This window comes from Erythrobacter sp. S267 (assembly GCF_057365045.1).
Genome location: NZ_CP200298.1, coordinates 2,453,077 through 2,479,694, shown reverse-complemented (window position 1 = coordinate 2,479,694; position 26,618 = coordinate 2,453,077). Strand labels below are relative to the sequence as shown.

Sequence of the window (26,618 nt, the reverse complement as noted above, 5' to 3'; positions counted from 1 at the left end):
CGCGGATGCCTCGATCCAACCCCATCGCAGAAACCGACACATCAACCACTCTAGGAGCTTAGCCTCATGTCATTTTTCACCTCTCTCAGCGGTATGCGCAACGCGGAAACCGATCTGCGCGTCATCTCGCACAACATCGCCAACGCAGAGACCGCTGGCTTCAAGAAGAGCAACGCCTCTTTCTCTGACCTCGTCGCGACCGGCGGCAGCACTGACCCGCGCCTGACGCCCGGTATTGGTGCGACGGTCTCTTCCATCCAGCAGGACTTCAGTCTGGGCGCTTTGGAGCAGACTGGACGCGGGCTTGACCTTGCGATCAACGGTGACGGTTTCTTCGCCACCGCCAACCCGCTCTCGGGCGATCTGACCTTCACGCGCAACGGCAATATGTCCGTTGTCGCAACAGGAGAGATGCAGGACGCCAATGGCGATCTGGTCCAGGGCTTCCCGGTCGATGCGAACGGAACTGCGACCAGCACAGTGCCAGCCAACGTCATCATCCCGACCAGCAATGCTGGCGGTTCAGCTTTGACCAGCGTTTCGGTCAATGCGCGCGGCATTGTCAGCGCATCCTATTCCGATGGCACGAGCGAACCTGTCGCGCAGCTTTCCATCGCCTCCTTCCCGGCGACCGGCGGCTTGCGCCCGATTGGCCAGACCAAGTGGGAAGCCTCGGCCGATTCAGGTGCGCCTGAATATGGCCAGCCGGGCATCGGCAATTACGGCCAGTTGATGGCGGGCGCTCTGGAGCGGTCCAACGTCGATCTGGCGGGCGAGATGGTCTCCCTGCTGACTGCACAGCGCAACTTCCAGGCGAATGCGCGGGCGATCGATACCGCCACCGCTATCTCGCAGACCGTGCTGAACCTTCAGCGGTAATTGATCGCGCCAGAAACTACGCCTGAGGGAGCCTGAGCCATGGATCGTCTGATCTACACCGCGCTGACCGGCATGAACGCCGCGATGAACCGCCAGCGAATGACCGCGAACAACCTTGCCAATGCCTCGACACCGGGGTTTCGCAAGGAGATTTTCGCGGTCAATCCGGCGACGGTGCGCGATGGCTCCCTCGAAGCGCGCTCCATGGCGCGCGGCTTTGTGCGCGGGGCAGATATGACGCCGGCCAAGGTCAATCCGACGGGCCAGCCGCTCGATATTGCGGTTCAGGGCCAGTCGCTGATCGCGTTTCAGGCTCCGGATGGCGGAGAACTTTACTCGCGTCGGGGCGACTTGCGGGTGACGCCCACAGGTCTGCTCGAAAATGGGGAAGGCCTGCCGGTTCTGGGCGTTGGTGGAGCGCCGATCAGCGTGCCGCCGGGGTCTCAGATCAGCATTGCCGTCGACGGCACATTGCTCGCCAGCGACCCCGCAGCACCGGGTGCAGCGCCCGCGCCGCTCGACCAGATCAAGCTCGTCTCACCCGAGGGAAGCCCGCTGGCCAAGGGCACAGACAGCTTCCTTAAAGTCCCCGGAGGCGGGGTTCTGCCGCCTGATCCCACCGCTCAAGTGCGTTCCGGCGCGCTCGAGCAATCCAACGTCACCACCGCTGACACTCTGGTCGAGATGATCGAGGCGCAGCGGGCTTTCGAACAACGGGTCAAAGTCATCCAGACCGCCAGCGAGCTCGATGAATCGAGCAGCAGCCTGCTGCGGATGTCCTGAGAAATTTAGTCCAGAGGAACACCCACCACCATGCCCAGTTCAGCCCTCCACGTCGCCCGCACAGGGTTAGAAGCGCAAGACCGCCGAATGCGCGTGATTGCCAACAACCTGGCGAATATCAGCACGACCGGCTTTAAGCGCGACCGGGCCGATTTCGCGACGCTCGCCTATCAGGAGATGCGCGTGGCGGGACAGCAATCGACCGCGCAGACGTCTTATGCGGTGGGCCTTAATCTGGGCACCGGGGTGCAGATCATGGGCACCAGCCGGATCGAATCCCAAGGAACGCTGAACCAGACCGGCAATTCGATGGATCTGGCGCTTGATGGCCCCGGCTTCTTCCAAGTTGAACTGCCCGGCGGCGGCGAGATCGCCTATACGCGCGCTGGCAATTTCACCCTTTCGGCAGAGGGCCAGTTGGTCACCTCGCAAGGCTATTCCGTGACGCCTCCGATCCAGATTCCAGCCGGAGCAAGCGCCATTTCGATTGCGCCTGACGGCACTGTCAGCGCTTCGCAGCCGGGCCAAGCTGCGCCCACCCAAGTCGGTCAGCTGCAAGTCGCAAACTTCATCAACCCGGCGGGCCTGCGCGCGATTGGCGACAACTTCCTTGTCGAAACAGCCGCCAGCGGTCCCGTTGACGCAGGCGCTGCGGGTCAGAACGGGCGCGGCAATATTCGCCAGGGCATGCTCGAAACTTCCAACGTCAACGTGGTCGAGGAATTGGTCGAGATGATCGAAGCCCAGCGCGCATACGAGATCAATTCGAAGATGGTGAGCTCGGTCGACGAGATGCTCCGCAACGCGAACCAGACGTTGTGAGGGTGATAATGCAGACCGCCTCGCGCCTTATCGTCGTCGCCTCTTGCGCGCTTACCCTCTCCGCCTGCCTTGGCGGCGGCGGAGGGCGCGAGCTGGGTTTCACCGCTCCCCCACCGCCGCCCGTGCCTGTGGCTATCCCCGGCGCTGGGCAGGGCAATGACGGCGCGATCTATCAGGCGAGCCAGGGCTATGCGCCGCTGATTGTGGGCAATCGCGCGCGCGCACTAGGGGACATGGTCACGATCGTGTTGGTCGAAAGCACCAGCACGTCGAAAAGCACCAGCAGTTCAACCGACCGTTCTGGCAATTTCTCGCTGATCCCGCCCACGGCAGGCCCTTTGAGCTTCCTCAACCCCAATGCGCTGGCCGCGTCGGGGTCGGGCTCGTTCAACGGGTCGGGCGATGCGTCGCAGCAAAGCCAGCTGACCGGCAGCGTCACCGTCACCATCGCCGCGATCTATCCCAATGGCACGGCAGAGGTTGTGGGCGAGAAGCAAATGGCGCTTTCCCAAGGGGATGAGTGGGTCCAGTTTGCTGGCCGTATCCGGCTGGTCGACATCGACGCTGACAACATGCTGCCTTCCTCCAGAGTTGCCAATGCGCGGATCATCTATTCGGGCCACGGCGCGGTTCAACGCGCAAGCCGTCCCGGCTGGCTGTCGCGCTTCTTCGGCGCAATCTCGCCCTTTTAAAGACGCGCCCCCTTCTGACACCCAAGAGACCTGACCCATGACCCTCACCAAGATCATCCTCGCTTTTCTGGCGGCGTTCATCGCCATTATCCCGGTTGAGGCCCATGCCGAACGCATCCGCGATCTGGGCCAATTTGAAGGCCTGCGTGCCAACCAATTGACCGGCTATGGCGTGGTGGTCGGATTGCAGGGGACGGGCGACGATAACCTTGCCTATGTGACCGAAGCGATGCGCGGGGTCTCTGGCCGGCTGGGGATGCAATTGCCTCCCGGTGTCAGCCCAAACCTGCGCAACGCAGCCGCCGTCATCATCACCGCCGAACTGCCCGCTTTTGCAAAGCCGGGACAGCGCCTCGACATAACGGTGTCGACCTTGGGTCAGGCGCGGAGCCTTCGCGGAGGGGCGCTTGTACTCGCCCCGCTATACGGCGCGGATGGGCAGATCTATGCCATGGCGCAGGGCAATGTCGCGGTTGGCGGCTTGGGCGTGAGCGGGCGCGATGGATCGCAGCTGACCGTCAATGTCACCACCGTAGGCCGGATCGCAGATGGAGCCACCGTTGAACGCTCAGTCGCGACCGGGTTCGATCGCGATCCGACCTTGCGCTTCAACTTGCACCAGGCCGATTTTCTAACCGCTGCCCGCGTGCGTGATGCGATCAACGGCCTCTATCCGAACACAGCAAGCATCGCCGACGGGGTGAGCATTGAGCTGACTTTGCCGACCGGCAATGATGAGCGGGCAGCGGCCCTCGCCGCAATCGAGATGCTGCCCGTCACCCCTGCTCCGGTCGCTGCACGCGTGATCGTCAATTCGCGCACGGGCACGGTTGTGATTAACCAAGCGGTGCGGCTCTCGCCCGCTGCAATCAGCCATGGCAAGTTGGTGATCCGCATCGACGAAAGCCCCCGCGTTGTTCAGCCCGAACCCTTTGGCAATGGCGAAACCGCGATCGAAGAAGCCACCGAAATCAGCATTGCGGAGCGCGAGTCCCGCGTTGCGCTGATGCCCGGCGCTGCAAACCTGTCCGAGATTGTCGATGCCCTCAACCTGCTGGGCGTGGGCGCGGCGGATCTTGTCGTCATCCTCGAAAGCCTCAAGCAAGCGGGCGCCTTGCAAGCCGAAATGGTGGTCCTGTGATCCCGCCAATCTCCTCTCCTGCTGACACAAGCGAAGCGCTCAGCCCTGAACGAAAGGCCCTGCGCGAGGCGGCCCAAGGGTTCGAGGCAATCATGGTGCGCAAAATGCTCGAATCCGCGCGCGCCTCCAGCTTTGCTGAGGAAACCCCGCTGACGGGTGGCGGGATGAAACAGTTCCAGACGATGCGCGATGAACACTTTGCGGACATGGCAGCGCAAACCGGCACCTTAGGGTTTGCACGTACAATCGAGGAACAGCTTGCTCAATTCGTTGATGGCAAAAGCGAAGAGTTATGACGATTAGCCTCATCTCGATTGGCCGCAGCGGAGCCGCGGCAGCGCGCGCCTCGATTGAGGTGACGGCGCAGAATATCGCGAATGCGTCAAACCCGGATTACGTGCGCCGCTCGCTTGAGCTGAGCGAGCTGGTGGGCCGTGCCAATATCAACTTTCAGTCAACTTCCTCGCTCAGCGGGGTTCGCATCGGAGGCATTCAGCGTCCCGATAGTGAGCTGATCCAACGGCGCGCGCGCGACAGTGGCTCTGACCTTGCCCGCGCCGATGCCGAGGTGACGGGGTTGCGCGATGCGGAAACCGCGCTCGAACAATCGGGGCTCTACAACGCGCTGATCGGGTTCGAGGCGAGCCTGACCTTGCTGGAAAGCGACCCCACCGATCCGGCCTTGCGTTCGGGCGCGATCGAATCCGCACGGCAGCTGACAGAGACGTTCAACTTTGCCGAGTTTTCGCTCAGCAATGCTCGCGATCTGGCTGAGGATGAAATCGCGGTCGGGGTCGATACGATCAACGGCGCAGCACAGGAACTGGCGCGGATCAACACTGAGCTGGTCAATGCGCGCGAAGGGACCGCCGGGCGCGCCTCGCTGCTGGATGCGCGCGATGCGGCCTTGCGAGAGATTGCCGATGAGTTCGGGATCGTCACCGAATTTGACGAATTTGGTGCTGCCGAAGTGCGGCTGGTGGGCACGCCACTGCCTCCCGGTGAGACTGGTGTGCTGCTGGTCGCAAACGGCAATTTCAGCCAGCTGACCGCAGCGATTGACGGTAACGGCACGGCGAGCTTCAGCTTTGGCGGGGCGACGTTCTCTCCGGTCAGCGGAGCCATGGCCGGGCGCGCAGCCGCTCTGGCGGATATCGGATCGCGGCAGGTCGAGCTTGATACGATTGCGGGCGAGACCATTGCCCGCGCCAACGCTGCCCAGGCGAGCGGCGTTGATCTTAACGGCGCGACCGGCCAGCCGCTTTTCTCCGGCACCAATGCGAGCGACATTGCGGTCGCTCTGACCGACGGCAATCAGCTTGCTCTGGCTGCCGCTGGCTCTCCCGCAGGCAGTCGCGACACGTCCAACCTCACCAATCTGATCGCCAGCTTTGGCGCGGATGATGGCCCGATTGTTGGCACCGACCGGATGCTCCTGTCGCTGTCCAGCCGGATTGCCGGGATCGACACAACGCGCGAAGGTCTCGCGATTATCAACGCGGCAGCTGAAGCCGATCTGCTCGCCGAAACCGGCGTCGATCTCAACACCGAAGCGGCCAATCTGGTCCGGTTGCAGCAGGCATTCGAGGCCAATAGCCGCGTCATTCAGGTCGCAAACGATCTCTTCGACACGATCCTGGGGCTGCGGTGATGGTTTTCGTAGGCAACTCAACCGGCGCCTTTTTTGAGCGCTCGCTCACTCAGATGGGCTCTTTGCGTGAAACGCTGGAGAAGCTGCAAACGCAGGTCGCGACCGGCGTGCGGATAGAGCGTGGCTCGGACGATCCAACCGGCGCATCGCGGCTGCGCGCGCTCGACCGACTGCGTATTCGCGGTGAGACTGAGGCGGAGAATGCCGCGCGTTTGGGTCAGGACTTGGCCGAAAGTGGCGCTGCGATTGAAGGCGTCGTCAATATCCTTCAGCGCGCCCGCGAACTCGCCGTCGCGGCTGCGAACGATCCAGTCGGCGAAGCTGGCCGCGCAGCGATTGCGGATGAGCTGGAGCAGATGAGCGACGAGCTTCTCGCCCGCTCCAACACAAGATCAATCACCGATGCGCCGCTTTTTGCAGGCACGGGAGGCAACCCCGCCTTCGTCCGCGATGCCAACGGCGTCGTCACCTATAATGGCAACAATGAAGTCGGCACCGTGCCCGTTGCGCCCGGCACAGAGATTGAGCGCGGCGTGACCGGCTCCGCCGTGTTTGAATTCGACGTTGGGGGCACGCCCACCAGCAGCTTTGCGGTGCTGAGCGATCTGGCCGCTGCATTGCGCGCGACTGCGGGCGATCCGGCCCAAGCCGCGCGCGATGCGATCACCGGGATTGATGCCGGGCTAGACACGGCCAATCGCAGCCAGACCGTCATCGGCACCCGCGCTGCCTGGGTCGATGCGATCCAGCAGGATCAGCAGACCCGCGCGGTCAATGTCGCGGAGAAACGGTCCGAAATCGCAGACACCGATATCGCCGACACAATCGTGCGCTTGCAGCAAACGCTGACGGCTCTGGAGGCAAGCCAGACCAGCTTTACGCGGGTGTCCAACCTCAACCTGTTCGACGCCATCTAATCCACGCCCCAGAAAGGGTTCGCAGCCATGTTTGCCGCCATCGGTATCGTTGTCTTGATCGTCATGGTTTTTGGCGGCTTTATCCTTGCTGGCGGGGCGATGGGTCCAATTCTGGCAGCGCTGCCGTTTGAGATGATCATGATCTGCGGCGCCGCGATCGGTGCGACGATCATCGGCAATTCCATGCATGAGCTGAAGCTTTTCGGCGGCGGTGTTGGGCGGGTCTTCAAGGGCCCGAAATACAATGATGACGATCATATCGATGTCATTGCACTGACAAGCAAGTTGATGAAATTGCTGCGGTCCGAAGGGGCAGTCGCGCTGGAGGCGCATGTCACGGACCCTGCCAACTCCGCGATCTTCAGCGAATATCCCAGGCTTCAGGCGGATCAGGTTGTGGTCGACATGATCTGCGATCCGCTGACGTTGATGGTGGTCTCTTCAGGCTCGCTCGACACCCATGCGGTGGAGGATGTGATCGACAATGCGATCAAGACCCAGCTGCACGAAATGGACGAGCCGCAACACGCGATCCAGTCGCTGGCTGATGCGTTCCCGGCGCTGGGTATTGTTGCAGCGGTTCTGGGCATCATCAAGACGATGGGCGCGATTAACGAGCCCCCTGAGATTCTCGGCAAGATGATCGGCGCGGCGCTGGTGGGGACGTTTTTGGGCGTGTTGCTGGCCTATGGCTTTGCAGGGCCCATGGCGAACCGCCTGAAGCAGGTGAACGCGCATGACCAGCAGATCTTCTATTCGATCAAGCAGGTGATTGTGGCGAGCCTTCACGGCCATCCGCAGCCGCTCGTACTTGAAGCCGCACGCTCCGGCCTGCCGCCGGCGCACCGGCCCAAGCTCACTGACCTGCTCGACATGATGCGTGGGCGGTAAAGATGGCGGATAATGACGCTATAGAAGTCCCCGCGCCGATCATCGTGAAGAAGATCACGATTGCGGGCGGCGATGGCCATCATGGCGGCGCGTGGAAGGTCGCCTATGCCGACTTTGTGACCGCGATGATGGCGTTCTTTCTGCTGCTGTGGCTGCTCGGTGCGACTGAGGAGAACCAGCGCAAGGGGATCGCCGACTATTTCACACCGACCCTCGTCAAAATGCGTCAGGAAGGCGCGGGTTCGGACGGCATGTTGGGCGGGTCCTCGCTCACCGACGTTGACAATTATCCCAACGCGCAGGGGCAGACCGGCACGCAAACCATCACCATCCCACGCGCCGCCACAGGTGGTCCGATGGAGGGTGGCCGCGATGGAGAGTTGGATGCTTCCAAGCTTGCTGAAATGCGCGAAAAGATTGAGCGCAAGATCGAGGCGCAACGCAAATTGTCGCATCTGGCCCGGCAGGTTCAGGTGATGCGCGCGCCCGACGGCATTCGGATCGATCTGGTCGATGACGCGGACTTTTCCATGTTTGCGCTGGGCACCACAATCCTGACCGAGGAAGCGCGCGGGCTGCTCGACGTGATTGGTGAGGTTATTGCCGAGGAAGGCAATCCGCTGATCCTGCGCGGCCACACCGACTCGCTCCCCTATCGTGAGGGCGTGAACGCCAACAATTGGTCGCTCTCCACCGGACGCGCGGAGGCCACGCGGCAAGAGCTGATCGCGGCTGGTTTGGACGAGGCACGCTTTGCCCGGATCGAAGGCGTTGCGGACACCGAGCCACTCATAGCGGACAATCCCGCTGACCCACGCAACCGCCGCATTTCGCTGCTCTTGCTGGAAACCGGAGGACGGGCAGCGCCGCGCCCACGCCCACGCGCGTCGGTCCAAACCGCTCAGAGCGCAGCTGGGCAGGGTTCCTTAGGGGAAAGCGCTGAGGGCACCGAACAAACCCCGTAAACCATGTCTGTCTAGCTCTGCTCCCAAGGCGCGAGGTGCTGAATTTGCGCAGCGCCGCATCCGCCAAGGGGAGCCGCAGCTTTATGACCGACTCAATACTTCCGCACGAAATGGCCCAAGCGCTTGATCGCGCTTCGGCTGAAACTTCTGTCCTCTCGCTCGATTGCTTTGACACGCTGCTGTGGCGCGATTGCCATGCGCCGACCGATGTTTTTGCCGAGCTTCGCGCAGTCAATCCGGGCCAGCGGATCGTCGGTGAGGCGAATGCGCGCAAGGCTGAGATCACTCTCAATCGCAGCAGCGAGGTTTCGATAGAGGCGATTTACGAACACGCTCTGCCCAATGCCTCTGACGCGGAGCGCGCCGCCGCGATCGAAGACGAATTGGCCGCAGAAGCGCGCGCTTGCTTTGCCTTTGCTCCGACTGTCGAGCTGATGCGCGCAGCGAAGGCGCGCGGGATGCGGGTTATCATCGTTTCCGATACGTACCTCAGCACCGCGCAGCTCACGCAGTTGATCACGCAGGCTGCGGGAGAGGACGTGGCCGGCCTGATCGACAAGGTGATCGTCTCCAGCGAGGCAGGGGTTTCCAAGTCGCAGGGCCTGCTCGCCAAGGCGCTGAAGAAAGTGAAGTGCAAAGCGGGGGAAGTCCTCCATATCGGCGACAATAAGACCGCCGACTATGATGGCGCGCGTGCACTGGGCATTCCGGCGCTGCATCTCGCGCAATTCAGCCAGCGCCTCTCACAGCATTTGCGCTTTGAGCGCTCCAGCCAGCAGATCGTCGGCGATCCGCGTGACAAGATGCGCGGTTTGATGCCGCATCGCGCTATTCTGGCGGGCCAGGTTCCCCAGGTTCAAGAGGCGGCAGAGGGGCTGGGTCTGAGCGTTTTGGGTCCGGTCTTCCACGCCTATGACCAATGGCTGCGGCGCGAGGCTGAGGCGCTTGCGCAAAGCCACAAGGGAACGGTCCACTGGCTGTTCATGCTGCGCGACGGGCACTTACCCCACATCGTCCACCAGGTTGCAGGCGAAGCGCCCAGCACCGCGCGGGTCGAGATCAGCCGCTTTGTCGGCATCGCCGCCTCGCTCACCACGCGGGAGGCTTACCTCAAGCAATTGGCGCTGGAGGCGGACCTCAACCCGTCGACCTTGGCGCGGCAGATGCTGCTGGAGGAGGCGGAGATCGAACGGATCGTTGGTGATCCCAAAACCGATGCGGACAAGAGCGCGGCCAGCCGCCGCCTCAACACCGAACTGCGCAGCGGCAAGCGGCAGAAACTAACGCGGCGGCGCGCGCGCGAGCGGGCGGATCGGTTGGTTGCGCATGTCAAAGCGGCGGTCGATCCTCAGCCCGGCGACGTGCTGATGCTGGTTGACCTTGGCTATAATGGCTCGGCCCAAGACCGGGTCGATGCGATCCTGGCTGAGGCGTTTGAGTGCCATGTCGCTGGCCGCTATTTGCTGCTGCGCGAAATGGCGGCGACAGGTCTCGATAAGAAGGGCCTGTTCGACGCGCGCCACTACGATCTTGAGCTGCTCGAAGCGATGTGCGGCAATGTCGCGGTGCTGGAACAGCTTGCGACCTGTGAGCTTGGCTCGGTCATCGACTTTACGGATGCGGGCGAACCGATCCGCAAGGCAAGCAGCGTCAAAGGCGCGCAGAGCGCCGTGCGCGACCGGGTGCAGCAAGGCGTGTTGCGCTTTGCCCAGTCCGCCAATCCGCCGCCGGTCATTCGCGCGGCTGACGCCCATCACGAACGCGCCTGGCGCGATGCGGCGATGGCGACGCTCACCCGCTTCATGTTCCTGCCCCACGCTGATGAGCTCGCCGTGCTCAAGAGCTTTGAACACGACGTCAATCTGGGCAGCGAGCGGATGGTTGGCCTGTTCGACCCTGACCATGCCAGCGAAGGCATGCGCCGACGCGGGCTGTTCTACATGAAGGGTTCCTCCCGCATGTTCCTGCCCGCCGAGCTGGAGGCCGAGGATTTGAGCACGCGGCTGTCGCTGATGGTGCAAAACCGTTTCGGGATCGGACTGACCTATGCCGACAACGCCGCCCACGACATTGCCATCCCCGCGATCTTCCTGAGCGACAAGAGCACCAATCAATCCCTGATTGAGGCCAAGCGCACGCATGAAGGTTTCTACGTCGCGCGGCTGCCCGTTGCGGCCGGGATCAAGGGCATTGCCCTTAGAGTAGGGGCAGTTTTCGAGTGGTTTGAGCTTGCCAGCGCCACGCTCTCTCCGATTGGAACGCTGGGCGGAGGTCTCTCAAATGATGAGGCTCCGGAGCCTGTCTTCACCCAGTGTGATGGCATCACCGACCATGCCTCTGGCCTAATGGAATGCGCCAATTCGGGTGCAACTGTGCTGGTCATGCCGCCCGCACTTCCCGACAGCGCTGAGCCACATATGGTCGAGATTGTCATGCGCCCTCTGCGTCGGAGAGCGGTCTCTGAAAGCGCGCTCGGATCGCCCAAATCCGCCTCTGAAGCCAAGCCCAACGCGCTTGATATCTTGTCCTCTGCCAACCTCAAGGATGCCGCAGCATGAGCGAGTTACTGATCCATTCGATGGCGGAGTTTTCCAGCCTGATCCTGCCCTGCCTTGACGAGGCGGGCGCAAAGGAGATCACCGAAATCGGCAGCGAATTTGGCGGCATGTCCAAAGTGCTCGCCAAACGCGCAAGCGAAAATGGCGGCACGCTGACTTGCATCGACCCTGAACCCATGGAGGGCTTTGTTGAGTGGGCGGCTGGTCAAGATGTGGTGCACCATGTCACTGAACCCAGCCTGGAAGCGCTTGCCCAAGCACAGCCCGCCGATGCCTGGTTCATCGATGGTGACCACAATTACTACACTGTCTTTCACGAGCTGAAAGCGATCGATGCCATTCAGCGCAAGGCGGACCGGCCTCTGCTCGCATTCATGCATGATGTCTCATGGCCATGGGCACGCCGCGATCTCTATTACGCGCCGGACAGAGTGCCTCCCGGCTGGCGGCATCCGCACAGCTTTGATCACGGAGTTCGGCTGGGCGAAGACAGGGCGTGTGAAAATCGCGGTATGCGCGGGCTCGGTTCGTTTGCCGTGGCTCTTGAGGCGGGCGGTCCCCGCAACGGCGTGCTGACCGCCATCGAAGATTACCTAAAGGTGGCGGACACGCCGGATCGGGAGCTGTTCTATGCTCATATTCCGGCCGTCTTTGGCCTTGGCATTATCTTTGATGCAGGAGCACCATGGGCGACTTCGCTCGCAGAGCTCGTCCTCCCGTACCACGCCAATCCTCTGCTCGCCCGGATGGAGGAAAACCGTCTGCGCAACTGGCTCGAAGTGATCGACTGGCAGGACCGCGGCCAGGCGTCTTAGGTTGTTTGCGGCTCGCTATCGCGAGCGCCAAGCCAGCCCGCTCCCTCCACCCTTCCACCCGGATCGTAACCCGGTGTGATAATCCGGGTGGAAGGGTGGAGGGAGCGGGCTGGCTTGGCCCAAGGCACGCACGGATGTGCGGGCCGCACCCAAAAACACGCCTTCCCCAATAAAACTCCCCCCACACAAAAACCCGGAAGGCGTTGCTGCCTTCCGGGTTCCCTGCCACTCCGCTTGGGAGTGATGTGCTCCAGACTTGATCTTATCGCAGCAGCGACAAGACGTTCTGTTGCGACTGGTTGGCCTGTGCCAGCATCGCTGTTGAGGCCTGTCCAAGGATCTGCGCCTTGGCGAGTGCAGTCGTTTCAGAGGAGTAATCCGTATCCTCAATCCGCGACCTTGCATCGGTCAGGTTGGTGGCAGTCGTCGTCAGGTTGTTGATCGCCGATTCCAATCGGTTCTGCCCAGCACCCAGCGAAGATCGCGCGGTGTTCACATCGGACAAGATGTTGTCGACGTTGGTGATCGTAGTGCCAGCCGCAGTTGCGCTGGTCACGTCGAGGCCAGTGTTGGAGATGTTGGTGCCGTCAATGGCGTTCGAAGTCAGCGTCACCGTCCGGCCCGCATCGATTTCGATATCGACCGTCACATCAGAGCCGCTGGTGGTGCTGAACAGGGTCACACCGTTGAATTCGGTGTTCGACAGAATGTCGGTGATCTGAGCGCGCAGCTCGTCAACTTCCTGGTCCATGAAGCCGCGGTCTTCCGCGTCATAGGTGCCGGTCGAAGACTGGACAGCCAGTTCGCGAACGCGTTGGAGCATGTTGGCAACTTCATCAAGCGCGCCTTCAGCGGTCTGCGCCAGAGCGATGCCGTCATTGGCGTTCCGGACACCTTGATTGAGGCTGCGAATGTCGCTGGTGAAACCGGTCGCAATCGACAGGCCAGCGGCATCGTCAGCCGCGCCGTTGATGCGCTTACCGGTGGAAAGGCGTTCCATCGCGGTGCCGAGCATTTCATTGGCACGCATGCTGGCATTCTGCGCCTTAAGGGCGGAGATATTGGTATTAATTACAGACATTTCTAACTCCCGTGGTCGAGTGATAGGGGTTCAGTAAACAGCGACGAGAGCCGCAGCTGCTGGACCTAAGACCGACCATTGGCGGGAATGTTTAAGGGCTTTTTTTGAAGGCTTTGTAGTGCGCGTGGCGGTTCGGCGGCTTTGCGCTCTGGCTTATGCTTAAGGCTGCCTAGGGAAATCCCTAAGGGGCCGTACGAGTGCTTAAATTTGCTCTATATTGGCCGCCGGGGCGGCAAATCCTTTCCACCAGCAATATTCAGGTGGATTCATGACAGCCCTTTCCAACCCTTTCCCGACCAGTGATGAAGTTTCGGAAAGGTCTGTGCCCGGCGAAAATTATCCGGAAAGCGGCATTCGCGCGGCTGAAGGACATGCCGCATTGCTCGATCCAATCCTGCCGCTGCTCGCCCAAACTTGGCAGCGTGAGCGATTGGTTCTTGGCCATGATGGCAATTTTGCGCCGGGTAACCGGCGTGGCCGGTCTGACATGGTGGCGATCAATCTGGTTGAGAATGATGCGCCCGCGCTTGTCCAAAGCGGCACGGCCCGGCTGACCCTTTCCTACAGCCAGCACACACTCAGCGCAGCGCAGGCGGCGCTGATCGCGTGCTCAGCGCATGGCGGTTGGCCGATTGCGCGCGAAACCGAAAGCCTCGCGCTGCTGACCCTCGCTGAGCGAATTGCGGCGAGCGAGATTCCTGTTCTGCTCGAAGGGCCAACGGGCACCGGTAAAGAAGTCTTTGCACGCTTCGTCCACGCGATGAGCGAGCGCAGCGATGGCCCGTTCATTGCGGTCAATTGCGCCGCCATGCCCGAAGCCATGCTGGAAGGCCTGTTGTTCGGCCACCGCAAGGGTGCCTTTACCGGCGCTGGCGAAGCGCGCGAAGGCCTGTTCCGCGCCGCTGATGGAGGGACTTTGCTGTTGGATGAGATCGGCGAACTGCCCGTCTCGCTCCAAGCCAAATTGCTGCGCACTTTGCAGGAAGGCGAGGTTTTGCCGCTGGGCGCGACCCGCCCGATCAAGGTCAATGTCCGCATCGTTGCGGCGACCAATCGGATGCTGGCCGCCGAAGTGGAGAAGGGCCGCTTTCGCGAAGACCTGCTCTACCGCCTCAACGTCTTCCCCCTCGTCCTGCCTGCCCTGCGCGACCGCCCCGGCGATATCGCGCCGCTCGCCTTCGGGATGTTGCTGCGTCACGCCTGCGAACCGGGTTTGCCGAGTTGGATCACCGGCCAAGCGCTTGCGCTGCTGGAGGCCCATCCGTGGCCCGGTAACGTGCGCGAGCTGGAAAATGTCATCCGCCGCGCGATCTTGCTCGCGGGGAAAGAGGCGCGGATTGGATCGGAGCATATTGTCTTTGACCAAGCTGCACGCGGGCTTGATCGGCCTGAAGGCGCGGCCTCTGCCCCCTCTATTGCGCGCCCGTCCGCCTCGCTCTCTGACGTGGCGTTTCAGTCCGAAGCGCAGGCGATCCTGGAAACTTTGGAGCGGCATAAAGGCCATCGCGGCAAGACCGCGCGCAGCCTTGGCATTTCTGAGCGGACCTTGCGCTACCGCCTCGCTTCGATGCGCGAATCCGGGCTGCTCGCGGCAGGAGGTGAAGCATGAGCAGCACCGGTCCAATCGGCGGCTCCGGCGGTATGGGAAGCGTCCAGCAAGTCATGGCTTTGCGGCAGGAAGTGCTGTCGCGCAGCCAGGCTCTGCGCGATGTGCGCGATACGCAAGCGGCAGGCGGCGGCAGCGCCGCTCAAACCCCTACTACCGGTCCGCAGCAGGTCGGCGGTTTTGCCGATGCGCTGTCCGGCGCGCTGGAACAGGTGAGCGCGGCTCAAGCCCGGTCAAGCGAGATGCAAGCCGCCTATGAACGCGGCGAAGTGACCGACATCGCGCAAGTGATGCTGGCGCGGCAGGAATCCAGCGTGGCTTTCGAAGCGACCCTGCAAGTGCGCAACAAGCTGCTTTCTGCCTACCAAGACATCATGCGGATGGGGAGCTGAGTAAATGGCTGAAGCCCAAGCTTCTCCAGACGCGGTTCCGGCGACCACCGGCAACGCCATTCCTGTGGGCGACCCCGCATTCTCCAGCGATTGGCGCGAACGTCTGCGCCAATTCGTGCGGGAGCCTGCTTTTCAGCGGGCTCTGCCAGCGCTTGTCGGCGTGGGTGTCGTGGCGGTGCTCGCCGCGCTTTATCTGATGATCGCCGATGGTCCGCAGCGCATCCTCTATTCCTCGCTGAACGACGCTGACCGCGCGAAGGTGGTGCAGGCGCTGGATGCAGGCGGGATCGACTACACTATCGACAACTCAACCGGCGCGCTGACTGTCGCGGAGACGGACATCTACCGTGCGCGCATGCTGGTTGCGAGCGATGCCGGGATTTCGGCCCCAGAAGGCGCGAGCGCGATGCTTGATGCGATCCCCTTGGGCTCCAGCCGAACCTTGGAGGGCGAGCGATTGCGATTGGCGCGCGAGCGCGAATTGATGCTCACCATCCGTGAGATTGACGGGATCGAAAGCGTCCGGGTGCATCTTGCTACGCCTGAACGCTCTGTCTTTGTGCGTGAGGATAATCCCCCCAGCGCCAGCGTTATGGTGCGGCTGGCATCGGGCCGTTCGCTAAGCCAATCGCAGGTCGAAGCGATCGTCAATCTGGTCTCTGGCTCGGTGCCGGGCATGACCACCGATCACGTGCGCGTGGTCGATCAGAATGGCCGCTTGCTCTCCTCTCCGCGCGAAGATCGGCTCGATCACCTGCTGCTCCAGCGCGAGTTCGAAGCGAAATTGCGCGAGCAAGTCGGGCAATTGCTGCTGCCGCTGCTGGGCGAAGGAAATTTTTCGAGCCAAGTGCAGGTCAGCCTCGACCAGAATGAGATCACGTCCGCGCGTGAGACCTATGATGCCGAAGGTGTGGTGCGCTCCGAAAGCGAACGCAGCGCCACCCGGATGGCGGGTGCAGGCGGCGTCGGCGGCGTTCCCGGAGTGCCTGCCAACACTCCGCCGCCTGATCCTGAGCTGGTCAATGGCCCGCCAGAGGTTGCAGGTGTGGACGGCGAAGCGGCAGAGGGCGCGGCGGCTCCAACCGAGACCGAAAACGCCTCTCAGCGTAACTACGAGCTGGGCCGCGAGGTCGCAGTGACGTCCACTCGGCCCGGCGGATTGGTCCGACTGTCGGTTGCGGTTGCAGTGAGCGACGCTGCGCTGGAGGCGGCTGCGCCCATGACGCAGGAGCAACTCCAAACACTGGTCAGCGCAGCCGTGGGCGCGGATGAAGCCCGCGGCGACCAGGTGCAGGTCGTGGTCAGCGCCTTTGAAGGCATCGATGCGACACCGCTGGCATTCTATGAGGAGAAATGGTTCCTCGACATTATGCGGATCGTGGCGGCTTTGCTGGCCGTGGTGCTGGTGCTGTTCCTCGCTGTGCGCCCGCTGATCAAGCGTGTCTTTGCCCCGGCAACGCCCGATTCCGAAGAGGAGGCACCCGCTCTTGCAGATGAGAGCGAGGATGGGGCCGAGGCAAACGCCGATGCTAAGGACGTCAATGGCGAGGAAACCTCCGATCCGGTCGATGACGTGAACCTGCCGCACAAGGTCGAGCTCGCCCGGCAACTCGCATCCACTCAGCCAGACCGCGCCGTCGAAGCGCTCCAACGCATGCTCGAAATGCCTGAGGGCAGAGCCAAAGAAGCACCCGCGCAATGACCTCTGACGAAGATCAAGATGCCATGGAAGCACAGGAAGGCGCGGTCGTCCTTGAACCGGTCAACCGTGTCGACCGCGCGGCTGTGTTCCTGATGATGCTCAGCGATGAGGAGGCAGCGGCGCTGCTTTCCCGGATGGAGCCGGATGAGCTGGAGAAAATCGGCGCAGCGATGTGCGCGATGGGCGAGATAAACAAGAACGAAATGTCCGAGGCGATTGAGGATTTCGTCGAGGAAAGCAGCCGCGAATTGCTGCCCAAACAGGATCGCCACGCGCAAGTGCGCCAGATGCTTGAACGTTCGCTTGGCCCTGTGAAAGCGGAAAGCATGATGCTCAAGATTGAGCCTGATGCCCGCCCGCGCTCGATTGAGATGGCGCGCTGGCTCGCCCCGTCGGTGCTGGTCAAACTGATCGAGGATGAACACCCACAGGTGATCGCCGCTTTGCTGTTGATGCTGGAGCCGGAACCGGCGGCTGAGATCCTTTCCGAACTGCCATCGCATGTCCAATCCGTCGTGGTTGAGAAAGTGGCGAGCATGGGCCCTGTTTCGACGCGCGCAATCGATATGATCGACCAATTGCTGTCGCAGCGGATCGGTTCGAGCTTTGGCACCAGCGCCCTGACAGTGGGTGGCCCACGTGATGCGGCGAACCTCATCAATCTTAGCGCCGGTGATCTCAAGACCACCGTTCTGCCCGCGATTGCCCAGCGCAACGGGCCATTGGCTGAACAGATCGAGGAGGAGATGCTGACCTTCGAAATGCTCTTCGACCTCGATCAGAAGACGATGGCCCGCGTGCTGCGCGATGTCGACAACGACGCGCTTATCGATGCGCTCAAAGGTATCAAGGAAGAGGATCGCGATGTCTTCTTCCGTTGCATGTCGAGCCGCGCCGCCGATGGCATTCGCGACGAGATCGAAATGCGTGGTCGTCTGGCGCGCAGCGAAGTCGATGCCGCTCAGCGCAAGGTGATCAACATCGCCCGCGACCTCGCCGATCAGGGCGAGATTGTCTTGGGAGGCGACGATGGCGAATTCGTCTGATTGGATTGCCGCTTTGGCTCAGGATGACCCGGTTGAGGCGAAGGAAACCGGTGGCGAACCCGCCTGGATGGAAGCTTTGCTTGCGCCAGTCGCGTTTCAGCAAGGCGCGCCCTTTGCACCGCAAGCCCCGCAAGGATCAGCGCCGGTGGAGAAGCCCGCAGAACCGGTCGAGACTGCCCCCGCTGCGACAGTGGAACCAGAGCTCGACCCGATCGCGGACGCTTTTGCGCGGGGCCATGCCGAGGGGCTTGCGCAAGGCGAGGCCAAAGCGCGCGCTGAGGCGGAGGCCGCACACGCGGCTGAGCAAAATCATCTGCGCATTTTGAGGCTCAACTTCCGCAATTTCGATCAGGCGGCAAGCGATGCTTTCGCCCGCGAATTGGCGGATACGGTGGTAACTCTATGCTCCGGCGCGTTGGAAGGCTTTGCAGCCAATCCCGTCACTTTGCTTGCGCGCTGCGAGGAAGCGGCGAGCCGCTTGGGGGCCGCTGCCAGCGCGTGCAAATTGCACCTCCACCCCGAAGACATTGCCGCGCTTGATGCGGGCGCATTGGACGGGTGGGATGTGGTCGCGGACGCCACCATGACGCGCTCTGCCTTGCGTTTTGAAGGCCCCGATGGATGTGTCAGCGACGGCCCGGATGAATGGCGCCGCGCGATAGCCGCCGCGATCCAGGGGTAACGCGGCCATGCTTTCCGCGATGGAGATTGAACTGGCGCGCTTTCGCAGCGCCAAACCGGCGCGAGGGCCGGTTGTGTCAGGCCGAGTGGTCGCCTGCGATGGCGGCTTGATCGAGGTTTCTGGCCTTGCGCTTCCTATCGGTTCGCTGGGCGCCATTGCCAGCGAAGACGGCACAGAAGCCTTGGCCGAAGTGATCGGATTTCGCCGTGGCCACTCGCTCATGATGCTGCTCGGCGATACTCAGCTTTTGCAGCCACGCGCAGCCGTCAGGGCGATTGGCTCTCCCGGCACAGTGCGCGTGGGAGACGCTTTGCTGGGACGCGCGGTGAACGCCTTGGGAGAGCCGATTGACGGCGGACCGCCCCTCCATCTGACGCAGCGCTGGCCGCTCGCTGGCAAACGCGAAGTCGCGCTGGAGAGGGCCCCGGTGCGTGAGCCGTTTGATTGCGGGGTCAGAGCGATCAATGCGCTCGCGACGATGGGTGTCGGGCAAAGGCTCGGCATCATTGCAGGTTCTGGCGTGGGCAAATCGGTGCTGATCGACTGCGTTGCAGGCCATGCGGTCGCCGACGTGACGGTGGTCGCTCTGATCGGAGAGCGCGCGCGCGAAGTCTCCGACTTTGTTGCCCGCCACATGGTTGGCCCCAAGCGCGGGCGGGTCGTGGTGGTCGCCGTGCCAGCCGATCACGCGCCCAATCTGCGGTTGAGAGCAGCGCAATATGCCAGCGCCATTGCCGAGCATTTCCGCGCCCAGGGCAAACGCGTGATGCTGGTGCTCGACAGCCTGACCCGCGTGGCCCATGCGGCGCGCGAATTGGCGCTGGTTCTGGGTGAGCCGGGCGCGGCACGCGGCTATCCGCCCAGCGCTTTGGCCGCGATCACCAAACTGGTTGAGCGGGCGGGCAATTCCGCCCAATCCGGCGGCGCTGTCACCGGCGTCTACACCGTTCTGGCCGATGGCGATGACACGAATGACCCCGTCGTCGACACAGCGCGCGCGATCCTTGACGGGCATGTGATTCTGTCCCGCGATCTTGCCCAGCGCGGACATTATCCTGCGATTGACGTGCCAGCCTCGCTCAGCCGCGTGATGGACGACGTGGTTGGGGCAGAGGTGCTGGCGGCGTCGCGTGCGGTGCGGGCCTTGATCTCCGCGCGCGAGGAGAACCGCGATCTGGTGATGATGGGCGCCTATCGTGCAGGCTCTGACCTGACGCTCGACCGGGCCTTGCAGCATAGCGGATTGATCGACGCGTTCCTGCATCAAGCGCGCGGAGAGGCCTTTGCTCTCGACCAGAGTTTGCAAGAACTGGCCGGTTTGGCCGAGGCGACGCAGACGCTTGTGCCAGCGGAAATGGGCGATGCGTGAGGCGCGCCGATTGGCGCTCGCCCGGCGGCAATTGCTACTTGCTGAAATTGCCCGGCGAGAGGCGATTTCCGGCCTCGCGGATGCGGTTGAGGAGGAGGGCAAGAGCGCCCATCTCGCTGATCGAAGCGCGCAATTGGTGCGCGATTACGCAGAGCGGCCCGTGCCTGCCGGGCCAGCGGTAAACTTGCGCGAGAAATCAGTTTTTGTGCGCTCGCTGCAGACTATTCAGGATTCTGCCGATGCGGCCCATGAAGATGCGCGCGATCAGCTGCGCTGGCAGACGCAAACCTTGGCCGCTGCGCAGACTAAAGCGGACCGGATGGAGCAGCGGCTTGACACAGCGAAGCGCGACTTGGGCAACGCGCTCGAGCGGCGCGAAATCGCGCCTCCGGTGAAACTGGCACGCAGGTTGCACAGTGATGGAGACGACCCGGAAATCCCCGCGCGCGGCACCAGCAAAAGGACATTGCCTTGATACATTCGCTCCCCGAAATCTCGCTCGACCCCTCGCCCAAACAAGCCAAGCCCGGTGCCTTGGAGATCTCTCAGATCGAGGTGCAAGGCGCTGAATTTCAGACGCTTTTGGAGCGGTCGCGCGGCGATCTCACAGGGATTTTGCAGTCTGGCTTGCCAGCCGGAATGCCGCTGGACGACGCCGACATGCCGATCCGCGAGGGCACCGGGCGGCCCGATCCGCGCGGGCAAGGGGAGCTGCCAGTTTTGGAGAGCGGCAATAGGGCGCCGCTGTTAGGCCAGATTATGCCGGTTGAGACATCGTTGTCGGCTCAGCTGACCCTGTTGCCTGTGCGTGACGAGCCAGCGACCACGGCCCCTCAAGAGGTCTCGTCCGATGCCAATGGACTGCCGGCCCCAACTCAGTTGGAGGGGCACGCGGATGAAGAGAGCGATGGAATTTCACCGCCCGCAAGCAAGGGCACTGCGCCTGATGAGATCGCCTTGCCCGCCGACGTGACGGACCTTGCGACTGTGACGGCTGGTCCTGCTGTCCCAGCTCCAAAGGAACCCGGCCTGAAGGTTGAACAACCCGCTGCGACGGAGATGCGGGTCGATGACGCAATGGCCAAACAGGCCGCAAAGCCAACTCAGCCTGAGCTTCCTCAGCCGGCAGCCGGGCAGAACCTTTCAACGGAAGCTGGGGGTAAGGGCGCTGCAGCCCAATCCGAAGCCCCCGCCGCCAAGATCATTGATGCCGTTCTCCCGGTCGCTGCAAGGTCAAGCGTGCCGTTGCCAGGCGCATCGCAATTAGCACCGCGTCAGGTGGCCGCAAACGATTTGCCTTTGGCGCAAGGGGGCAAGGAGCCTGTAGCGCCGCCACGCGACGCCCCGCCACCAGAGCCAAAGCCGCAAGAGCTTGGCCGAGGAGACGTGCGGACCGAAACACCGCTCAAGGCCACTGCGCGAGCGCTGGCGGAAGACCCCGCTCCAACGCTTCAGCGCGCCGAGCAGTCCCGACTTGATGCACAGCGGACCGGGCCTGGTGAGACGCCGCCGCTCCCTCAAGCCACCGGCGATAAACTGGCCCAAGTGGAAGGCGTCCAACTGGCCAAGGACCGCAATGATCGGCTCACCAGCCCTCTGGTAAGCTTGCAGCGCGGCGACGCGAGCACGCGTGATGCGCAGGCGCAACCTGCCGCAACCACTCCGGTCATCCCTCCGGCCAATCTGGCGCGTCAGTTAGGCGCGGCAGGAGACCTGCCAGTGCAGCCGGTCCGCGCGGAAGCTGCTGTGAAGAGCGACCCACGCATTGATCCTCAAGGCCCGAAGGCCCCTAACTTCGAGTTCAAGCCCGACAGCTCTGCCGAGACCCCAAGCCGTGCTTTGGCCGAGGCAAAGGCAAGCGCGCCAGCGACTTCGGCAAACTCGGCTTCAGATCTGACGACCACGCAGTCCCAATCGCAATCTTCGACAACGCCGCCTCCCAGCCCAATCGCGGAGGGCCGGATAGAGACGCGTGGGGACATCCGTGGTGATGCCCGGCCCGCCGTGGGAGCCGTTTCTGGCCCGGCTTCCGGCATAGCGCCGCAGATCGAAAGCGCGATTGAGAACCTGTCCAGCGCGCGCGAGGCAGGCCGCAATGCGCGCCCAGAGCTCAACTTTCGCCATGCAGAATTCGGCGCGATCAATGTCCGGCTGGAAGCGGCAAGCGGTGACCTTCGCGCAACCTTGAGCGCGCGCGATCCCGGCTTCGTTCCCGCCATTCAGGCAGCCCTCGCAGACCGGGCCGTGGTGGCTCCTTCCGAAACGAGCACGAGCAACAACCAGCGCGGGCAGGACCAATCCGGCTCCAGCAATCAGTCAAACAACCCATCCGGTGCGCATTCCGACAACCCATCAGGTCAGAGATACGGGTCTTCCACGGGGTCCGGGCAAGCATCGTCTCAACCATATTCGGAGCAAACGGACATGACTGATGAAGAGGTTGCCTCACACGATGGTCCAATGGCGGACGATCGTGCGCGAACAGGGCCGCGATCCAGCGGACTCTACGCCTGATGAGGGCCTCCCAAATGGAGCAGATCGGATATGGCCAAGAGCGAGGACAAAGGCGGCGACGACGAGCCTAAGAAAGGCGGCATGCTGAAGATCATCATCGGCGCTGTCCTGCTGCTCGGCGTGGGCGCTGGCGGTGCCTATGGCGCCTTTGCAGCGGGCTTGCTTGGCGGTGATCAGAACAGCGGTCCCGATATTCCCGAGCTTGTGCGCAAGGGGGACAGCGATCCCTATGCGCCCGCCGATGGCGGATCGGACAAGGGTGGGCCGGTTGTTTATGGCGATGGCGGCAGCGAATTTCGCACGGCCTATTACAGCTTTGAAGACAGCTTTACGTCCAACCTTGCCGACTCTCCTGCTCTGATTCAGGTCGAGATCGCCGTTTCGACCCAGCGCGATGGGCGCGTTCTGCAATGGGTGAAGAACCACGAAATCGCGATCCGCTCTGCCATCCTTGCGCAGCTCGCCGCGACGCCGGAGATCGATGTCTACTCGGTTGAGGGTAAGGATGCTCTGTCCAAGCGGCTGACCACCGCAATCAACGAAGTGCTGGAGGAGAACGAAGGTTTCGGCGGGATCGATGCGGTCCATTTCAAGGCGCTGCTTGTCCAATGAATATGTCGGGAACTTTTGCGCAGGACTTTGCCGGTGCGCGCGTGCTCGCGCAGCATTGCGAAGAGCTGACGGCGCGCGGCCCGCGGCCAGAGGAGCGCACCGAGCAGCTGGCTGCCTGGTCCCGCGACTTGGCGGTTGAGCTTGCAGCTGAGCTGGGCCAGCTGTTCTCCGGCGGCAAGCTGCATGTCACAGTGGCGGAGCCTGAAATGCTTCCCGGCCACAAAGTGTTCGAGAAGATCGGGCCGGTTGCGGTCAATTGCTTGCTGCGCTGCGGTCCGCGCGGACAAACGGCCTTGCTGTCTTTCGATTATGCGACGGCGATTGCGCTGACCGATTGTTCTTTCGGGGGCGAAGGCAACACGCCGGATCAGATCCCTGCGCAACTGCCTCGCTCTGCCGCCATGCTGGTTGAGCAATTTGCGAGCATCATCGCCCAGGTCATCACCGTCACCAATGGTTCGGCAGAACGCAAATGGGGCGATGTGCTGGTGCGCAGTGAGAGCGTCACCCGGCTCAAACCCTTTGGCCCTGAGGCAAAGATTGCGCTCTTCCGTGTGACCTTGGCTCAAGGAGCCTTTGCCGAGTGGGAAGTGCAATTGGCGGTCGATAGCGAGAAGCTCGACGACCTGCTTCCGGGCATGGAACCGGGGGCGGGCAATCGCTCCCAATCAACCGGGCCGAGCGATGGGACGAGCGGCGCTTTTGCCGCCATGCCGATGCGTCTGGATGCGATCCTGAGCACGTTCGACATGTCGCTGAGCCAGCTCGAAAAATTGCAAGCGGGGGATGAAATTCCGATCACGATCCCGCGCGAATTGCCTTTGATCATGGACGAGCAATTGCTTGGCTGTGGGCAGATCGGAAGCGTTGAAAACCGCATGGCCTTGCGCCTCACGCGGGTGGAGCAGAGCGTCTCATGACCACATTGAATTCCCCTTTGCACCGCTTTGGCGAAGTGACCGTGCGTCTTTCGGTCGAGCTTGGCCGGACCGAAATGCCTCTGAAGAAAGTGCTCGCTTTGGCTGAGGGCAGCGTTGTGACGCTGGATCGGCTGACCGATGAATTGCTGGATGTGACCGCCAATGGCCGCGTCGTCGCCCGCGGAGAGGTTGTGGCGCAGGACGGCAAATTTGCGCTGCGCATTGTCAGTCTCGTTGATGATCAGGCGGGTGCACCCAGCGGCGGAGGTTTTGCCGCCACCGCCCCAGCGCCAGCACCTGAGGCTGAAAGCAACACAGAGACCCCGACCCCTGAACCTGAAGCGGCCGACGCGCCTGCATCTGAGGCACCTTCACAAGAAGCGCCCGCGTCATGATGGTCGAATATTTCCTCAGGCTGGCCTTGCTGCTGCCGCTCTTGGCGTTGCTCATCTGGGGCAGCCTGAAGCTCACTCGCGTGTTGCAAAGCCGGCTGGTGGGTGGACAGCAATCGGGCCGCTCGCTTGAGCTGGTTGAGACCAGTCTGCTGGCTCCGGGCCTGAAACTTGCCGTCGTCCGCTTCCATGATCGCGAGATCCTGCTGGGCTGTTCGCGCGGTGGTCTTGTGCGCCTGTCCGAAGCCGATGCGCGAGCGCCTGAGGCTCCGTCTGCGCTCGAAGACCACGCGGTATGAGGAACGCTCTTCACACGACCCTGGCCGCTTTGGCGTTGGCCGCGTTAACCATGTTTGCCGGTGTCGAACCCGCCTTTGCCGCGACCGCTGAGCCCCCCGGCATTGGCGGCGCGATAGAGCGCGCATTGGGCGCAGATGGCACGGGCGAAGACACGCCGTTGAGCTTCTCGATCCAGCTGCTGCTGGTGATGAGCCTGCTCACGATGCTGCCCGCCATCGTGCTGATGATGTCGAGTTTCCTGCGCATTCTGATCGTCCTGTCGATCCTGCGTCAGGCGCTGGGCTTGCAGGGGTCACCGCCCACGCAGGTGTTGGTCGGATTGTCGCTGTTCCTCTCGCTCTTCGTGATGGCACCGACGCTCGACATGGTGAACACGGTCGCGATTGAGCCCTATTCGGCAGGCACTCTGGACGCCGATGCCGCGATTGCGGCGGCGGGCGAGGCGTTCCACTCTTTCATGCTGCGCCAAACGCGTGAGGCGAACCTTGTTATGTTCGCTGACATTGCCGGTGTCGGCCAGTTCGAAGACCCATCGGACGTGCCGTTCTCAATCCTGCTGCCCGCCTTCGTCACCAGTGAGCTGGAGACCGCGTTCCAGATCGGCTTCATGATCTTCCTGCCGTTCCTTGTGATCGACCTTGTCGTGGCGAGCGTGTTGATGAGCCTGGGCATGATGATGCTGTCGCCGACCATCATCTCGCTGCCGTTCAAGCTGTTGCTGTTCGTGCTGGTCGATGGCTGGGCGCTGCTGATGGGCAGCTTGGCCATGAGCTTCGGATAGCGAGGGGGCTGCATTATGAACGATGATGCACAATTGCTCGCGCTGGCGGACCAGACCTTGTGGACGACCGCGCTGATCGTCGGCCCGGTGCTGATCTCGGCGCTGTGCGTTGGGCTGATCGTCGGCATCATTCAGGCGGCGACTTCGGTCAACGAACAGACGCTGACCTTTGTGCCCAAACTGGCGATTATCGCGCTTGTCTTCGTGTTGCTGGGCGGCACGATGATGGCGCTGCTTGGCGACTTCATGCGTGAGATTTTCGCGCAAGTCGCAGCGATTGCGGTCTAGGGCGAGGGGTGGCCGATGACACTCGTCGATCTTGGCTTTGGCGGATTGCTTGAGCAGCTCTGGCAGATCCTGTTCCTCTCGATCCGCTGCGGCGCGGCCTTGATCGCTGCGCCCATGGTCAGCGGAATGGTCGTGCCTCCACAGGTGCGCGCAATGGTGGCGATGGTGCTCGCTGTATTCGTGGCGATCTGGATACCGCTTCCCGACATGCCGGAGATGATGAGCTTTGCCGCCGTTCTGGCGGTCTTGCAGGAAGTCGTGATCGGCGTTGCCATGGGCTTTTTGTTACAGGTCGCCTTTGCTGTGCCGCTGATCGCCGCTGAGCAAATTGCGGGCACGATGGGCCTCGCCATTGCTACGTCCATCGATCCGGCAAGTGGCGCGCAGGCCGGTGCGCTGGGCAGCTATTTCGGGCTGATCCTGACGCTGCTTTTCTATGCCATTGGCGGGCACCTGCTCTGGTTTGAGCTGCTGATAGAAAGCTACCGCGTATTGCCTGCAGGCTCCTATGCCTTTGCCGAGGTCGCGGCTCGCGACATTGTGATGTTCGCCGGATACGGATTTGCCACTGCTGCCGCAATTGGCCTGCCAGTGGTGCTGGTCCTGCTGTGCGTGCAGATTGTGACGGGCACAATCTCGCGCTCTGCCCCTGCGCTCAACCTGTTTGCTCTGGGCCTTCCCGCAGGCGTTCTCGCCGGGATCGCCGCGCTTATCATCGTCATGCCGATTGTGGTTGAGCAGTTTATCGCCTTGCTCGAAGCAACGCTGGAAAGCACCGCTGCCTTGCTCTCGCCAGCACCCGGCCTTTCCTAGCGAGGG

At 62.5% G+C, this 26,618-nt stretch carries 28 protein-coding genes; 27 read left to right on the top strand and 1 reads right to left on the bottom strand.

Annotated elements, in window-relative coordinates; genetic code table 11:
- The first annotated feature begins 66 nt into the window (after nt 1–66).
- The 12 genes from AC0V6X_RS11575 to AC0V6X_RS11520 all read left to right on the top strand — a co-directional run bounded on the left by AC0V6X_RS11575 (nt 67) and on the right by AC0V6X_RS11520 (nt 12,114).
- Nucleotides 67–879 (top strand): flagellar hook-basal body protein, encoded by an 813-nt coding sequence (locus tag AC0V6X_RS11575; RefSeq protein WP_486184695.1) that lies wholly within the window; start codon nt 67–69, stop codon nt 877–879.
- Between the two features lie 39 nt (nt 880–918).
- The gene (locus AC0V6X_RS11570; RefSeq protein WP_486184694.1) at nt 919–1,662 is read left to right on the top strand and encodes a flagellar basal body rod protein FlgF; all 744 of its coding nucleotides are present in this window, start codon (nt 919–921) and stop codon (nt 1,660–1,662) included.
- A gap of 30 nt (nt 1,663–1,692) precedes the next feature.
- Entirely contained in the window at nt 1,693–2,484 is a 792-nt protein-coding gene (gene flgG / locus AC0V6X_RS11565; protein WP_486184693.1) for a flagellar basal-body rod protein FlgG, read from the top strand.
- 8 nt (nt 2,485–2,492) lie between these two features.
- Complete coding sequence (locus tag AC0V6X_RS11560; protein ID WP_486184692.1) at nt 2,493–3,176, top strand: flagellar basal body L-ring protein FlgH; 684 nt, start codon at nt 2,493–2,495, stop codon at nt 3,174–3,176.
- A gap of 37 nt (nt 3,177–3,213) precedes the next feature.
- Nucleotides 3,214–4,317 carry a flagellar basal body P-ring protein FlgI gene (locus AC0V6X_RS11555; RefSeq protein ID WP_486184691.1) on the top strand — a complete coding sequence of 368 codons (1,104 nt, stop codon included), beginning with the start codon at nt 3,214–3,216 and terminating at the stop codon, nt 4,315–4,317.
- A complete protein-coding gene (locus AC0V6X_RS11550; protein ID WP_486184690.1) occupies nt 4,314–4,613 on the top strand; it encodes a rod-binding protein in 300 nt (99 codons plus the stop codon). Before AC0V6X_RS11555 ends, AC0V6X_RS11550 begins: the two co-directional genes overlap by 4 nt.
- Nucleotides 4,610–5,968, top strand: coding sequence for a flagellar hook-associated protein FlgK (gene flgK / locus AC0V6X_RS11545; RefSeq protein ID WP_486184689.1), 1,359 nt, complete (start codon nt 4,610–4,612; stop codon nt 5,966–5,968). Before AC0V6X_RS11550 ends, flgK begins: the two co-directional genes overlap by 4 nt.
- Entirely contained in the window at nt 5,968–6,885 is a 918-nt protein-coding gene (locus AC0V6X_RS11540; protein WP_486184688.1) for a flagellin N-terminal helical domain-containing protein, read from the top strand. Before flgK ends, AC0V6X_RS11540 begins: the two co-directional genes overlap by 1 nt.
- Before the next feature lie 27 nt (nt 6,886–6,912).
- Nucleotides 6,913–7,776, top strand: coding sequence for a flagellar motor stator protein MotA (motA, locus tag AC0V6X_RS11535; protein WP_486184687.1), 864 nt, complete (start codon nt 6,913–6,915; stop codon nt 7,774–7,776).
- Nucleotides 7,777–7,778: 2 nt separating this feature from the next.
- Complete coding sequence (locus AC0V6X_RS11530; RefSeq protein WP_486184686.1) at nt 7,779–8,741, top strand: flagellar motor protein MotB; 963 nt, start codon at nt 7,779–7,781, stop codon at nt 8,739–8,741.
- An 83-nt stretch (nt 8,742–8,824) separates the two neighbouring features.
- Nucleotides 8,825–11,299 carry an HAD family hydrolase gene (locus AC0V6X_RS11525; RefSeq protein WP_486184685.1) on the top strand — a complete coding sequence of 825 codons (2,475 nt, stop codon included), beginning with the start codon at nt 8,825–8,827 and terminating at the stop codon, nt 11,297–11,299.
- Complete coding sequence (locus tag AC0V6X_RS11520; protein WP_486184684.1) at nt 11,296–12,114, top strand: class I SAM-dependent methyltransferase; 819 nt, start codon at nt 11,296–11,298, stop codon at nt 12,112–12,114. The genes AC0V6X_RS11525 and AC0V6X_RS11520 overlap by 4 nt, the downstream gene beginning before the upstream one ends.
- A gap of 262 nt (nt 12,115–12,376) precedes the next feature.
- On the opposite strand, the gene AC0V6X_RS11515 is transcribed toward AC0V6X_RS11520, so the two are convergent.
- The gene (locus tag AC0V6X_RS11515) at nt 12,377–13,195 is read right to left on the bottom strand and encodes a flagellin N-terminal helical domain-containing protein (RefSeq protein ID WP_486184683.1); all 819 of its coding nucleotides are present in this window, start codon (nt 13,193–13,195) and stop codon (nt 12,377–12,379) included.
- A gap of 268 nt (nt 13,196–13,463) precedes the next feature.
- Here AC0V6X_RS11515 and AC0V6X_RS11510 point away from each other — a divergent pair, with 268 nt between their 5' ends.
- The 15 genes from AC0V6X_RS11510 to AC0V6X_RS11440 are packed head-to-tail and all read left to right on the top strand — an operon-like array spanning nt 13,464 to nt 26,612.
- Nucleotides 13,464–14,804: a sigma-54 interaction domain-containing protein gene (locus AC0V6X_RS11510; protein ID WP_486184682.1), complete on the top strand. Its 1,341-nt coding sequence runs from the start codon at nt 13,464–13,466 to the stop codon at nt 14,802–14,804.
- Nucleotides 14,801–15,193 carry a flagellar hook-basal body complex protein FliE gene (fliE, locus tag AC0V6X_RS11505; RefSeq protein ID WP_486184681.1) on the top strand — a complete coding sequence of 131 codons (393 nt, stop codon included), beginning with the start codon at nt 14,801–14,803 and terminating at the stop codon, nt 15,191–15,193. Before AC0V6X_RS11510 ends, fliE begins: the two co-directional genes overlap by 4 nt.
- 4 nt (nt 15,194–15,197) lie before the next feature.
- Nucleotides 15,198–16,895, top strand: a complete 1,698-nt coding sequence (gene fliF, locus AC0V6X_RS11500) for a flagellar basal-body MS-ring/collar protein FliF (RefSeq protein ID WP_486184680.1) — start codon at nt 15,198–15,200, stop codon at nt 16,893–16,895.
- Entirely contained in the window at nt 16,892–17,941 is a 1,050-nt protein-coding gene (fliG, locus tag AC0V6X_RS11495; RefSeq protein WP_486184679.1) for a flagellar motor switch protein FliG, read from the top strand. Before fliF ends, fliG begins: the two co-directional genes overlap by 4 nt.
- Nucleotides 17,925–18,623: a FliH/SctL family protein gene (locus tag AC0V6X_RS11490; RefSeq protein WP_486184678.1), complete on the top strand. Its 699-nt coding sequence runs from the start codon at nt 17,925–17,927 to the stop codon at nt 18,621–18,623. The genes fliG and AC0V6X_RS11490 overlap by 17 nt, the downstream gene beginning before the upstream one ends.
- A 7-nt stretch (nt 18,624–18,630) precedes the next feature.
- Nucleotides 18,631–19,992, top strand: a complete 1,362-nt coding sequence (locus AC0V6X_RS11485; RefSeq protein WP_486184677.1) for a FliI/YscN family ATPase — start codon at nt 18,631–18,633, stop codon at nt 19,990–19,992.
- Nucleotides 19,985–20,467 carry a hypothetical protein gene (locus AC0V6X_RS11480; protein ID WP_486184676.1) on the top strand — a complete coding sequence of 161 codons (483 nt, stop codon included), beginning with the start codon at nt 19,985–19,987 and terminating at the stop codon, nt 20,465–20,467. The genes AC0V6X_RS11485 and AC0V6X_RS11480 overlap by 8 nt, the downstream gene beginning before the upstream one ends.
- Nucleotides 20,464–22,506 carry a hypothetical protein gene (locus tag AC0V6X_RS11475; protein ID WP_486184675.1) on the top strand — a complete coding sequence of 681 codons (2,043 nt, stop codon included), beginning with the start codon at nt 20,464–20,466 and terminating at the stop codon, nt 22,504–22,506. The genes AC0V6X_RS11480 and AC0V6X_RS11475 overlap by 4 nt, the downstream gene beginning before the upstream one ends.
- A 30-nt stretch (nt 22,507–22,536) precedes the next feature.
- The gene (locus tag AC0V6X_RS11470) at nt 22,537–23,118 is read left to right on the top strand and encodes a flagellar basal body-associated FliL family protein (protein ID WP_486184674.1); all 582 of its coding nucleotides are present in this window, start codon (nt 22,537–22,539) and stop codon (nt 23,116–23,118) included.
- Nucleotides 23,115–24,038, top strand: a complete 924-nt coding sequence (locus AC0V6X_RS11465; protein WP_486184673.1) for a FliM/FliN family flagellar motor switch protein — start codon at nt 23,115–23,117, stop codon at nt 24,036–24,038. Before AC0V6X_RS11470 ends, AC0V6X_RS11465 begins: the two co-directional genes overlap by 4 nt.
- Nucleotides 24,035–24,433, top strand: a complete 399-nt coding sequence (locus AC0V6X_RS11460) for a flagellar motor switch protein FliN (RefSeq protein WP_486184672.1) — start codon at nt 24,035–24,037, stop codon at nt 24,431–24,433. Before AC0V6X_RS11465 ends, AC0V6X_RS11460 begins: the two co-directional genes overlap by 4 nt.
- Complete coding sequence (locus AC0V6X_RS11455; protein ID WP_486184671.1) at nt 24,430–24,729, top strand: flagellar biosynthetic protein FliO; 300 nt, start codon at nt 24,430–24,432, stop codon at nt 24,727–24,729. The genes AC0V6X_RS11460 and AC0V6X_RS11455 overlap by 4 nt, the downstream gene beginning before the upstream one ends.
- A 50-nt stretch (nt 24,730–24,779) precedes the next feature.
- Nucleotides 24,780–25,511, top strand: a complete 732-nt coding sequence (fliP, locus tag AC0V6X_RS11450; RefSeq protein WP_486185576.1) for a flagellar type III secretion system pore protein FliP — start codon at nt 24,780–24,782, stop codon at nt 25,509–25,511.
- A 15-nt stretch (nt 25,512–25,526) separates the two neighbouring features.
- Complete coding sequence (gene fliQ, locus AC0V6X_RS11445; protein ID WP_486184670.1) at nt 25,527–25,799, top strand: flagellar biosynthesis protein FliQ; 273 nt, start codon at nt 25,527–25,529, stop codon at nt 25,797–25,799.
- Between the two features lie 15 nt (nt 25,800–25,814).
- Nucleotides 25,815–26,612 carry a flagellar biosynthetic protein FliR gene (locus AC0V6X_RS11440; protein WP_486184669.1) on the top strand — a complete coding sequence of 266 codons (798 nt, stop codon included), beginning with the start codon at nt 25,815–25,817 and terminating at the stop codon, nt 26,610–26,612.
- Nucleotides 26,613–26,618: the final 6 nt, after the last annotated feature.